Below are 12,108 nucleotides of genomic sequence, written 5' to 3' on the forward strand. Positions count from 1 at the left end.
CATGAGATGCCCTTCCGTCGTAGGTCGGATCGACACCCATACTACCTACCTGCGTAGGTAGGGCTGATACGTCAGTCTCGCTTGTCTTCCTGGTTTTGGAGGAAGTCCTCGGGCATCATCGGGCACCACACGGCAGGCGGGGCAGTCCAGTCCGTTCGGGCCTGCCAGTCCTCGGTGATCTGGTCGATGTCGGTGAAGTACTCGATCCAGCTGCCCCAGGGGTCGCGGATGTAGTGGAACAGGTTGGATCCCAGCGTGTGCCGGCCGAGGCCCCAGCCCACCCGATGACCGCTATCGGCCATGGTCCGAGCGCCGATCGCGAGCTGGTCGAATGTCTCGACCTCCCAGCTCGAGTGGTGCAAGCCCGGATGGCTGCTCTGGATGAATCCGAAGATGTGGTGGTCGCCCGGCCCGCTATTCATGAAGCTCGCCTTGCCCGGCACCCGGTCGGAAAGCTTAAGTCCGAGCACGGCTGCGTAGAACTGCTCGGCGCGCAGGTTGTCCGTGGTGAAGATGAGCATGTGGCCGAGCCGACGGGGCACAGCGGGCGCGTCCGCGTCGAGCCACCTGGCCCGATCCACCCGCTGGTAGCCGCCGGCCAGGTTGACCGGGATCGTGTCGACCGCCCGCGGCTCCGCGACGTCGCGCTCGAGCAGGTTCACCAGGTTGCCGTCCTGGTCGGCGAACCACAGGCCAGCGCCGAGGTCCCCACCTGGCCCGTCGAGCAGCTCGATGTGCTGCTCCTCCAGATGCCGCTGCCACTGTGGCCCGGAGCCCGGCGCGATCGCGAAGCTGACGTGATGAAGCCGCTTGTCCGAACCCTCGACCAGCACGGTCTGGTCCTGATCGCGGCCCACGCAGCGAACGGCCAGCGACGTCGCTCGCTCGCTCACGTCGAGGCCGAAGGTGCCGTAGAAATCGGCGGCCGTCTCCAGGTCTGGAACCTGCAGGCCGTAATGCAGCAAACCATTGACTCTCATCGGGAACTCCTGGTTTCGAGCTTCATAGGCCCCGTGTAGCCGATGTCGGCCGACATCGCGCTTGTCGTTTCGAGCAACGTTGCGGTCACCGACTGCAACAGGGCCGCGTTGGCGAGTCGCTCGGGCAGCGCGATGGACACCACCAGCGGCAACTGGTCTCCGGTGGTAAATACGGGGGCGGCGACTGAATAAATGCCGGGGATGACCGCGCCGGCCGTGGTGGCGAAGCCGTCGCGCCGCACGGTGGCCGTAATTTCCTCGACGACAGCCGGATCGGCCCGGGCGACGTCTGGGCCTTGTGCGCGTAGCACCGGCCAGGTCAGCGTCGCTGGCAGGTATGTGAGGTAGACGCGTCCTACGGACGAGGTCAGCAATGGCAGCGTGGATCCGACCCGCACGGTGATGGGCAGGGCGTAGGCACCGTAGTCCCATCTTACGATCACCGGACCGTGATCGCCCCACACCGCCAGGTTGACTGCATGTCCCGTTCGGTCGCGTAACCCAGGCAAGTGGTCTGAGGCGATCCCTACCTCGTCCATGCGACGCAGGGCGTCAGCGCCGAGGCGACGCAACGAGGGGCCCAGGTCGTAACGTCCCGATGTCGGCGACTGCGCAACCAGCCCTACACGGCTCAAGCTGACCAGGTACCGGTGCACCTTGCTGGGCTGCATGCCGCTCGCGGTGGACAGTTGGGTGAGGCTCATCGGACCCCCGCCATCTTCGAGAGTGAGCAGTACCGTCATGGCGATCTCGACGGACTGAATGCCCTGACGACCGTCTTCGGAGCCCTGATCCCGGCCCGCCTCGGCGACGTCGCCACCGCTGTGCCCGGCCGGAGCAGCTACGCGGTGGACCCGGCCTTCGACCTCAGATGTCATCGGCCGATCCTATTGACGGCTCACGCGGGTCTAGCGGCGCCGGCGTGTCGACCGACCGCTGCAGGACGAAGTCGTAGCGCATGGTGAAGAACTCATCGAGCTGTCGCCCGTCCGGTGCCACTCCAGGACCGCGGGCCTCGAACGCGCGAACGAGGGAATCCTTCTCGCCGAACACCGCATCGTTGCCGAGGTAGGGATCGCCGTCGCGGAAGACGTGCGTGATAAGCGTGACGAAGCCATCGGCCGCAATCATGAAATGGACATGCGCGGGCCGCATCGGGCTGCGGCGGGCGGCGGTCAGCAAGTCGCCGACCGGGCCGTCCTGCGGGATGGGATACGGCTCAGGCAACACGGAGGAGAACCAGTAACGGCCGAACGCGTCCGCGCGCAGGTGCCCGCGGCCCTGCGCCGAATCGCGGTCTGCGTACTGGACGTCGTAGTTCCCGTCCTCGTCGGAGTGCCAGATCTCGAGCAGCGCGTGGGGGAGAGGCTGCCCGTCGAGCCCAGTGACGGTGCCCGAGTAGAAGCACGGCTGACCGCTAGCCCCGCCGGAGATGTCATCGCCGTTCGCGAACTCAGGAGATCCCTCCACGAAGAAGGGACCGATGACCGTCGATTCGGTGACCGGCGCGGCGGGCGGATGGTTGATGCCGATGGTCAGCATGGACAAGCCGAGCACGTCCGACAGCAGGATCGCTTCGTGCCGCGAGTCGTCACTGATCTGGCCGATGCGGGTGACGAACTCGATGGCGGACGCCCACTCGTCCTCGGTGAGGGAGACGTCGGACGCGAACGCGTGCAGGTGGGTCACCAAACTGCGCATCACCTGCCGAAATCGAGGCGAGACCGAGTCCTCGAAGCTGTCCAGCACACGCTGGGTGAGGGCGGGATCGACGGAGCCATCGACGCCCGCGAGGGTCGGATCCATGTCCGTCGTCATCGGGTCGGGGCAGCCGTTGCATAGGCCTCGACAGCGGCCGGCCGGCCGGCCAACGCCGCCCCGAGAATGGCTCGCACGTCGCCCTCTGTGAGAGGCCTCGGGTTGCCGCTCAGATCCTTCTGCATGATCACCCGTACTGCCTCCTCGACGCCGTCCTGCGGCATGCCCAGCTCACGCAGCGACGTCGGCGCGTCCGTGGCGGCGGCCAATGCGGCCAACCCGTCGGCCATCGAGTCGCTGCCCAGCGCCCGCGCGGCGCGCCGCATGTCCGGGACGGCTGGCTCGTTGAAGGCGGCAACGTGCGGCAGGACGACGGCGTGTGTGGGCGCGTGCGGCAGGTCGAACGCGCCGCCGAGCACGTGGCAGATCGTATGGTGCAGGCCTGATCCGGCGGCGGCGAACGCGGTGCCGGCCAGATAGGCGCCGTAGAGCAGATCGCTGCGCGCGGCGCTGTCGTGCAGGTCGGTGACGACTGGAACGAGCCCCGCGGCCAGCGCGCGGATTCCTTCGACGGCCACCAGGCTGGTGATCGGGTTGGCGCCCGGCCCGTACAGCGCCTCGACGCAGTGCGCAATAGCGTTGAAGGCGCTGGACACCGTGATGGACGAGGGCAGCGACAGCGTGAGATCGGGGTCGTAGAGCACCGTTTTCGGCAGCACCGCGAGGTCGCGGCCGGTCGTCTTTCGGCCCCCGGCGGTCATTCCCCAGATCGGCGTCATCTCCGACCCGGCGTAGGTGGTGGGCACGGCCACGATGGGCAGCGAGGTCCGCAACGCTACGGCTTTCGCGGTGCCGGTGGTCGACCCCCCGCCGATGCTCAGCACCGCGTCGGCGTCCGCCGCTCGCGCAGCTGCCAGCACCCGCTCGACGGTCGCTTGCGGCACATGCTGACGGACGTCGGTGAAGGTTGCAGCGACACGTGTGCCCAGCGGCGCGATGAGCTTGTCTGCCAGCGCGCGCTCCTGCTCGGCGACCACGAGCAGGACCCGGCGCGCGCCGAGCGCCTGCAGCTCCGGCTCGAGTTGCCGCGTGCTGCAGCCGGCGCCGAAAACGACCCGTCCCGGCAGTGCGTCGTAGTGAAAGGCAGTCACGCCGACGCCCCTGAACGAAGCGGAACCGCCAGCGCATGCGGCGTCTCCGAATCCGTCCCCGAACCGTCGGCGCCCAGATCGCGCAGGAGCTCGGTAGCCAGTTCAGACGCAGCGGGCGCGTCAGCAGCGCTGCCATAGACATAGAAGTCGGGCCGGACCGCGACTGCGACCACGCCGTGGTCGGCGAACCACTGCCCGTAGGTGCCGTCCACGTCGAGCACGACCGAGCCCGGCACGGTGTGCGACGCCTGCTGGGTGACGCCGGCGAGCACGACGCCGGCTGAACGCAGCGCGTCGGCAGTGCCGTCGGAGCTCAACAGGCCGTAGACCTCCGCGGTGACGATCAGTGCGAAGCCGCGGCCGAGCACCTCGTCGAATCGTCCGCGCCGGCCGGCGTCGTCCACGTCTGCCTGGATCGAGAGCTCACCTCGGCCGCCCGCCGGCGAGCTGGACAATAATCCGGCATGCAGGCCGGGAAAGCGCATGGATCCGGTGTCGTGGCCCTCGGCGCGTGCGGCGATCAGCCGTTGATCGCGCTCGGCCGCTGCGACCGGGTCGCGCACGGTCTGCAGCCGGCCAAGCTCGATGCCCTTCTCGACGACGGCGCGCACGTGCGGCCCGCGTTCGAGCTGGTAGGTGTCCAACAGCTCCGCACCGCGCCGCCCGCGCAACAGCAGGTCGAACTTGAAGGCGAGGTTCTGCGCGTCGCGGATGCCCGAGCACATGCCCTGTCCGAGGAACGGGGGCATCTGGTGCGCCGCATCCCCGGCCAGCACGATGCGGCCATCGCGCCACCGGTCGGCGACCAAGGACCGAAATGTGTAGGTGGCCACGCGGATCAGCTCGGCGTCGTCCGGGTGCAGGTAGTCGGCGACTCGTGCCCAGATCAACGCGGGTTCGCTGGCCAGCTCGAAATCGGCTGCGGAGTCCAGCATGAAGCTGAATCTGTGGTGCCGGGGGCCGAGCGAAATGATCGACACCGGCTTCGCCGGGTCGCCCACCTGGCGGGCAGAGGGTAGCTGCACCTCGCGGGTCAGGCGGAAGTCGCACACCATCCACGGCTCGGAGAAGCCGTAGTCGTCCTCGCCGATGGCCAGCTTGCGGCGGACGGCGCTGTTGCCGCCGTCGCACGCCACGGCGTAGCGGCAGGAGATCGCGCGGCGGGTGCCGTGGAGTTCCTCGACGTGCAGGACGACGCCCGAGTCGTCTTGTTCGAGATCGACGACGGTCGCTCCGTGCGAGATGCGCAGGTTCGGCAGCGCTCGGCAGGCGGCGTCGAGAGCGTCTTCCAGCTCGGGCTGATACATCATGTACCACTCCGCCCAACCGCTGCGACCACGCTCGGCGAACGAGTGGTCGATCAACAGCTGGCCGGCCGCGTTGACCCATTCGTAGTTTCGCTGGACATGCAGCTTGGGCGCCATCTGCTCGGCGATGCCGAGCTTGTCGAGCGTCCGCATGGTCTCGTCGTCGAATATTGCCGCTCGCGGGAGGTTGTACAGCCCGGCATAGCGTTCCAGCACCAACACGCGATGCCCGGCCTGGGCGAGTAGCCCCGCCATCGCCATGCCGGTCGGCCCATATCCCACGACGGCCACATCGGCCTCGAAGCCCTCGTTACCCAGACCGTTTCGGTGCACGCGTCGCTCCTGACGAAATAACTGGCCCTTGACGGATCCGACGATAGGTTCCACTATTCGTGAAGTCAATGCGACATGGTGAACGAACTTGGTCCGCCGGTTGCGTACAGCGAGCGAGGAGGATCATGCGCAAGATCGCGCTGGAAGAGCACTTCGTCACCGAGGAGTTGGCCGGCTACGGCGCCGCGACGGCGACGATCGCCCAGCCCGAGGTCTGGCGCGAAGCCTCCCGCCGCCTGCTCGACCTGACCGGCGAGCGGCTGGCGGAGATGGACCGCTCCGGCGTGGACGTCGCCGTGCTGTCGCTGAACTCGCCGGGCATCCAGGCTGAGACCCGCCCGGAGCTCGCCGCCCGCGCCGCGGTGCGCGTCAACGATTTCCTGGCCGACACGATCGCCGCACATCCGACCCGCTTCGCGGGTTTTGCGGCGTTGCCGTTGCAGGACCCGCTCGCGGCGTCGAAGGAACTCGACCGCGCAGTGACCGAGCTCGGTCTGAAGGGCGCGCTCGTGAACGCACACACCCATGGCGTCTATCTCGACGACCCTTCCCTGCGGGTCGTCTGGGAGGCTGCTGAACGGCTGGACGTCCCGCTCTACCTGCATCCTGGCAACGGCTTCGACGCCGGACACGTGCTGAGCGGTCATCCCGAGCTCATCGGGCCGATGTGGAGCTGGGGTACCGACACGTCCACCCATGCGCTGCGGTTGATCTTCGGCGGGGTGTTTGACGACTTCCCGAACGCCAAGCTGCTGCTCGGGCACATGGGCGAGGGCCTGCCCTACGTCCTGTGGCGGCTCGACTCGCGCTGGGACTTCCACAACCATCAGGGAATCGAGCTGCGCCGCGGCAAGCCGTCGGAGTACCTGCGTCGCAACCTGTACATCACGACCAGCGGGGTCTGCTCCGAACCGCCGTTGACGTGTGCGTTGAGCGCCCTTGGGGCCGACCATGTCCTGTTCGGTACGGACTACCCGTTCGAGGACATGACGACGGCGACCAAGTTCTTGGACGGCGCGGCGATCAGCGAGGCCGATCGCCGCTCGATCGCCCACGTCAACGCCGAGACCCTGCTGCACATCGCGCCGGCTGCGGACGATTCACAGTAACGACCTGAAAATAATGCTACCTACCTTGGTGGGTGGTGTGGTGAGGTGGACCACTCAGGGCCACTTCTTCTCGGCTACCGCTCGACCGGACGACGAAAGGACACGTCATGGGGGATCTCGACGGGCGGGTGGCCGTGGTCACCGGCGGCGCTCGCGGCATCGGATTCGGTTGCTGCGAGGCGCTGAGCGCGGCCGGCGCATCGATCGTGATCGCCGACGTCGACGGCGACCAGGGCGAGCTGTCGGCCAAGGAGCTGACCGGCCCGGCTGTCGCGGTGCGCCACGATGTGCGCAGCGCTGATTCCGCGACCGCGCTGCGCAACGCCACGCACGAGGCGTTCGGCCGGGTCGACATCCTGGTCAACAATGCCGGGGTCGGGCCGCACCCCGCGCCGATCCAGGACCTCACCGAGGACGAGTACGACCGCGTCATGGACGTCAACGCGCGCGGCACCTTCTTGACCACGCGCGCTTTCGTGCCGGATCTGATCGCGCAGGCCAGCGGCCGGATCATCAACGTGTCCTCGATCGTCGGGCAACGCGGCTTCGGCATGGTGCTGCCCTACGTCGCCTCGAAATTCGCGGTCCGCGGCATGACACATACGCTGGCGTTCGAACTCGCGCCGCACAACGTCACCGTCAACGCGATCATGCCGGGCATCCTCGAGACCGAGCTGCACACTGCCGTCGTCGGGCAATTCGCGACGTTGCAGGCGACCACCGAGGAAGAAGGCTGGGAATTCTTCCGCAGCCGCATCCCGCTGGCCCGCTTCCAGACGCCCAGAGACATCGGGGAGATGGCCGCCTTCCTGGCCTCGGACCGCGCTCACAACATCACCGGCGCGTCGTTCAACGTCGACGGCGGCTGGCAGATGGCGTGACTATGTCCCCTCACCAGGCGTCCCCTCATCAGACGCGCGAGCCGGCGTCAACAGTGAACCCGCCCGCCGTGCGGCCGCCGTGGGTGTCGGTGCGCGGGCTGAGCAAGACGTTCGGGCCCGCCCAGGTGCTGCGCGACGTCGACTTCACCGCCCGATCCGGTGAGATCCACGCGCTAGTCGGTCAGAACGGCTCCGGCAAGTCGACCCTGATCAAGGTGCTCTCCGGGGTGCACCCGGCTGACGCCGGCAGCACCGTCGAAATCAACGGCACCCGGCTGGCCAACCCGGTCCGACCCCGAGAACTGCGCGAGCACGGCCTAGCGTTCGTGCACCAGGACCTCGGGCTCGTCGACGAGGTGACGGTCCTGGAGAACATCCGGCTCGGTCAGTATTCGGCGCACCGGCTGACCCGGCGCATCGACTGGCGAGCCGAACGCGCGGTCGCGCAGCAGACCCTGGAACGGCTGCACTCGGACATCGACCCCTCGCAACTAGTGAGTACGTTGCACCCCGGCGAGAAAGCCATCGTCGCTATCGGGCGCGCGCTGCAGAACCTCATGCCGGGCACCGGATGCGTGGTGTTCGACGAGTCGACACGAGCATTACCGCGCGACCTACTGCCGGACTTCTACGCGACGATCCGGCGGCTGGCTGCCACGGGCACAGCGATCATCCTGGTCAGCCACCGCCTCGACGAAGTGCTGTCGTTGACCAACCGGGTGACCGTGCTGCAGGACGGCCGCGTCGTGGCCGGCGACCGGGAAACCAGGAGCCTGACCGAGGCGTCCCTGGCGCGTTTGCTGCTCGGGCGCGAGGTCGAACTCCTTGCAGGCCGCACTCCGACACAGGCACCCGGTCACCGCCCCACGGCGGTGCTGCGGGCGCGCGACATCCACGGCGAGTTCCTGCGGGGCATCGACCTTGACGTGGCGCCGGGAGAGGTCGTCGGGATCACGGGGGGATCTAGTTCGGGACACGCCGAGCTGCCTGCCATCCTCGCCGGCGTCGCAGCGAAGGGGCGCGGCAGCCTCGACATCCTGGGCCGGACCTTTACGCTGCCGTCGGCGGGGCCGGGGCAGCTGATCGCAGCCGGTGTCGCATTCGTCCCGGAGGACCGCGGCCAGGAAGGCCTGGCCGTCGAGCTCTCGGCGCAGGACAACCTGACGTTGCCCCGCGCCCGAGCCCGGGGTCGCTTGATGCTTCGATCCGGCTGGCAGGCAGCGGAGTTTCGCGAGGCCGTCGGCATGCTCGGCATCGTCCCGGCGCAGCGGAACCTGCCCTGCTCGTCCTTCAGCGGCGGTAACCAGCAAAAGATCCTGCTCGCCAAGTGGCTGCTCAACAAGCCCGAGGTCGTGCTGCTCAACGAGCCGACGCAGGCCGTCGACGTAGGCGCCCGCATCGACATCCTGCGGGCCATCCGCGCGGCCGCCGACCGCGGCGTTGGCGTGGTGATCGCGTCTATCGAGACGCAGGACCTCGCCGCCGTCTGCGACCGGGTTCTGGTTTTTCGAGACGGTGTCGTCGCCGCCGAACTGACGGCCGTCCTGTCTCCACACGCCATCACGGCCGCCACCTATCCGGTGCCCGTTGCAGCCAGCTGACCGAAAAAATGACGGAGGACTCGTGAGCATCGATACCCAGCAACCGACCGCCAGCGTTGCGGATGAGGCGCCGGCCGACTCCGGGGCTACCGTGCCCGAGGACGCCGCCGTCGGCGGGTTCATGAGCCGGTTCCATCAGCGCGGACGGAGCGGGTTCCTCGGCCGGTACGCCTTGGTCGGCGTTTGGTTGGCGGTCGCCGCGGTCTACGCGATCATCGAACCAGATGTGCTATTGACGTCCGGAACCTTCCAGACAATCTTCGGTTCTCAGACTGCGCTGGTCTTCCTCGGGATGGCCGCCGTGGTCACCTTCGCCGTTGGCGAATTCGACCTTTCTATTTCTGCGATCCTCGGGCTGTCGGCAACCTTCATTCCGGTGATGGTCGTCCAGCACGGGTGGAACCCGGCGGTCGCGTCGCTCGTCGCCGTCGCGCTGTGCTGCGGTGTCGGCGCGGTGAACGGTTTCATCGTCGTCCGGCTCGGTATCGACCCGATCGTCACCACGCTCGGCATGGGCACCTTGCTGCTCGGCCTGACATCCGGATTCGCCGGTTCGCAGGCCGTGTCCGGGCTCAGTAACAGCTTCAGCAAAGTCGCGAACACCACCGTCGCATTCGGGTTGCCGATCAGCTTCTTCTACGGTCTCGCGCTGGCCCTCCTGATCGCTTACCTCGTGCGGTACACCGCACTCGGTCGCCACATGACCTTCGTTGGCGCCAACCGCGAGGTCGCCCGGTTGGCCGGGGTGCACGTGACCCGGATCAGGATCGGGGCATACGTCACCTCAGGGCTGCTTTGCGGCGTCGGAGGGGTGCTCGTCACCGCGACCATCGGCGGCTTCGACCCGAACAGCTCGCCCACGTATCTATTGCCAGCGCTTTCGGCGACCTTCCTGGGAACGGCGGCGGTCCAACCCGGCAGGTTCAATCCCATCGGCACCATGATCGCGATCTACTTCCTGGTCACTGGAATCGTCGGCCTCCAGCTCCTCGGCTACACGGGTTGGATCAGCGACGTCTTCTATGGAGCCGCGCTGATCACCGCCGTCATCGCATCGACCCTCACCCGCAAGCGTGCCCTGCGCGTCTGATAGCCAGCCCATCAAACCCGGCTCAAAGTTGAGCAGAAGGAGTGTCACCATGAGGCGTTTCATAAAACCGAGTGACCGAGCACGAATCGGCGCAATCTCGCTGGCGGTGGGTGCGGCCGTCACACTCGCGGCATGTGGCAGCAGCGGCAGTGGGTCGTCGTCTTCGGGCGGCGGCGGGTCGTCGAGCAGCTCGTCCGGCGCCACTGGGGTGGCCTATGCCAAAAGCCAGGTGGCGAAGTATTCGCCGCTGCGCACGACGTTTCCGGAGCCCGGAGTCGCCCTGACCGGCGTGACGGACAAGCTCGCCGGGAAGACGGTCTGGTACATCCCGATCTTCCTGCAGGCGCCCATCTTCACGGCCGAGGCGACCGCGCTCACCGCCGCGCTCAAGACTGCGGGGGTGAACGTCCACGTGTGCGACGCGGCCACGAACCCCTCTACCGCCGATACCTGCCTAAAGCAGGCCGTGTCGAGCCATGCGGCAGGCATCGTGACCGCCGCGCTGGACTACTCCTTCGCCTCGCAGGCCTACGGCGCCGCAATCGCAGCAAAGATCCCGATCGTCGCGACCGACAACGACAAGCCCGGCAGCTTCCCGAACAACCCCGACATTCGGCGACTCACGATCGGCGGCCCGGTGTACGCCGCTCTCGGGGCCGACTGGATCATCGCCGATTCGGGGGGCAAGGCACAGGTGCTTTATGTCGCCGACAACTCCAACGCCGGCGTCACCCAGACGGCGGCGGTGAAGGGCGAGTTCGCCAAGCAGTGCCCCGACTGCAAGCTCACCGTCGTCAGCTTCAGCGACCCGACAATCGACAAGTTGCCCACCGCGGTGAGTTCCGCGATGACCGCCAACCCGAAAATCAACTATGTATTCGGCGGATACGACGCCCCGTCGGGCATCTTCGCTCTGCAGGGGGCCAAGCAGGTCACCGGTCGCAAGTTCACCTACCTGACCGTCACTGGCCAGCCGCCGGGCCTGCAACGGGTCGCTAGCGGACAGCAGGCGGCCGACCCGGGTGTCGACACCGCGGAGACCATGTGGAACGCCACGGACGCCCTGTTGCGCATCATCACCGGGCAGCAGCAGGTGAACTACCTCCCGGCGCTGCGGCTGTTCGACAAGGCCAACGTGCCGTCAAACACCAAGAGCGCGGCTGCCTACGCCTCGGGATCGTGGTACTCGAACGGAGGCTTCCGAGCCATGTACACCAAGCTCTGGGGCCTCGGCTGAGGTTATACCGGGCGGGCCGGTGGGGATCTCCCGCCGACCCCGCCGACCGTCGCGACGAGCAGGAGCGAGCTGATGTCTGAAGGACTCATGTTGCCGCCGGGCGCCGGCCGTCGGATCGTCGGCGGTGGCCTCGATGCGACCGTGAAGACGACGATGGACTACCCGGCGTTGACGTCAACATTCGAGATCGTTGTCCCGCCCGGCTGGGACGTCGGCGCCCACGTGCACGCGGTGGGGGAGGAGATCTTTTACGTGCTCGAAGGCCAGCTCGACGTGCTCGCCTTCGAACCACTCGACCGGTCGGTGTCCGACTGGCACGAATGGGAGTCGGCGACCGGGCAACGTTTCCTGCGCGGCGGACCTGGCGCCTTCCTGTTCGTGCCGCCCAACACGCCGCACGCGTTCGGCAACGGCACCGATCAGCCGGCGAAGGCGTTCTTCCAATCGTCGGTTCCCGGGGGTCACGAACACTATTTCGACGAGCTGATGGAGCTGCTCGCGGCTTCGGCCGGCAAACCCGACCCGCAGGCGGTAGCCGAGCTGCGCACGCGCTACGACATCGAGCAGCTCACCTCATTGGACGGCGGGCGCTCCGCGCCTGCCAGCGCGTGACACACGACCAGGAACCGTCTGGCTCGGGGATAAAGGACATCATGCACGC

The 12,108-nt window shown here is 67.5% G+C and carries 11 protein-coding genes; 6 read left to right on the top strand and 5 right to left on the bottom strand.

What is annotated here, in order from left to right:
• Positions 1-71: 71 nt before the first annotated feature.
• From ACFFC4_RS15680 to ACFFC4_RS15700, 5 genes are read right to left on the bottom strand one after another with little or no spacing between them, the layout of a single operon-like run.
• Complete coding sequence (locus ACFFC4_RS15680) at positions 72-980, bottom strand: VOC family protein (RefSeq protein WP_375502508.1); 909 nt, start codon at positions 978-980, stop codon at positions 72-74.
• The gene (locus tag ACFFC4_RS15685) at positions 977-1,858 is read right to left on the bottom strand and encodes an IclR family transcriptional regulator (RefSeq protein WP_375502510.1); all 882 of its coding nucleotides are present in this window, start codon (positions 1,856-1,858) and stop codon (positions 977-979) included. The genes ACFFC4_RS15680 and ACFFC4_RS15685 overlap by 4 nt, the downstream gene beginning before the upstream one ends.
• On the bottom strand, positions 1,848-2,786 hold the full coding sequence (locus tag ACFFC4_RS15690) for a dioxygenase (RefSeq protein ID WP_375502512.1): 939 nt from the start codon (positions 2,784-2,786) through the stop codon (positions 1,848-1,850). The genes ACFFC4_RS15685 and ACFFC4_RS15690 overlap by 11 nt, the downstream gene beginning before the upstream one ends.
• A gap of 8 nt (positions 2,787-2,794) precedes the next feature.
• A complete protein-coding gene (locus ACFFC4_RS15695) occupies positions 2,795-3,889 on the bottom strand; it encodes a maleylacetate reductase (protein WP_375502514.1) in 1,095 nt (364 codons plus the stop codon).
• Positions 3,886-5,529, bottom strand: coding sequence for a bifunctional 3-(3-hydroxy-phenyl)propionate/3-hydroxycinnamic acid hydroxylase (locus ACFFC4_RS15700; protein ID WP_375502516.1), 1,644 nt, complete (start codon positions 5,527-5,529; stop codon positions 3,886-3,888). Before ACFFC4_RS15700 ends, ACFFC4_RS15695 begins: the two co-directional genes overlap by 4 nt.
• A 125-nt stretch (positions 5,530-5,654) precedes the next feature.
• On the opposite strand from ACFFC4_RS15700, the gene ACFFC4_RS15705 reads away from it, so the two are divergent.
• The 6 genes from ACFFC4_RS15705 (at position 5,655) to ACFFC4_RS15730 (ending at position 12,059) form a co-directional block, all read left to right on the top strand.
• A complete protein-coding gene (locus ACFFC4_RS15705; RefSeq protein ID WP_375502518.1) occupies positions 5,655-6,638 on the top strand; it encodes an amidohydrolase family protein in 984 nt (327 codons plus the stop codon).
• 107 nt (positions 6,639-6,745) lie between these two features.
• Positions 6,746-7,519, top strand: coding sequence for an SDR family NAD(P)-dependent oxidoreductase (locus ACFFC4_RS15710; protein ID WP_375502520.1), 774 nt, complete (start codon positions 6,746-6,748; stop codon positions 7,517-7,519).
• A 53-nt stretch (positions 7,520-7,572) separates the two neighbouring features.
• Positions 7,573-9,120 carry a sugar ABC transporter ATP-binding protein gene (locus ACFFC4_RS15715; RefSeq protein ID WP_375502522.1) on the top strand — a complete coding sequence of 516 codons (1,548 nt, stop codon included), beginning with the start codon at positions 7,573-7,575 and terminating at the stop codon, positions 9,118-9,120.
• A gap of 22 nt (positions 9,121-9,142) precedes the next feature.
• A complete protein-coding gene (locus ACFFC4_RS15720; RefSeq protein ID WP_375502524.1) occupies positions 9,143-10,210 on the top strand; it encodes an ABC transporter permease in 1,068 nt (355 codons plus the stop codon).
• A 49-nt stretch (positions 10,211-10,259) separates the two neighbouring features.
• Positions 10,260-11,447: a sugar ABC transporter substrate-binding protein gene (locus tag ACFFC4_RS15725; RefSeq protein WP_375502526.1), complete on the top strand. Its 1,188-nt coding sequence runs from the start codon at positions 10,260-10,262 to the stop codon at positions 11,445-11,447.
• 72 nt (positions 11,448-11,519) lie between these two features.
• Complete coding sequence (locus ACFFC4_RS15730; RefSeq protein WP_375502528.1) at positions 11,520-12,059, top strand: cupin domain-containing protein; 540 nt, start codon at positions 11,520-11,522, stop codon at positions 12,057-12,059.
• Positions 12,060-12,108: the final 49 nt, after the last annotated feature.

Source organism: uncultured Jatrophihabitans sp. (genome assembly GCF_964244045.1).
In the GTDB taxonomy this organism is placed as follows: domain Bacteria; phylum Actinomycetota; class Actinomycetes; order Mycobacteriales; family Jatrophihabitantaceae; genus Jatrophihabitans.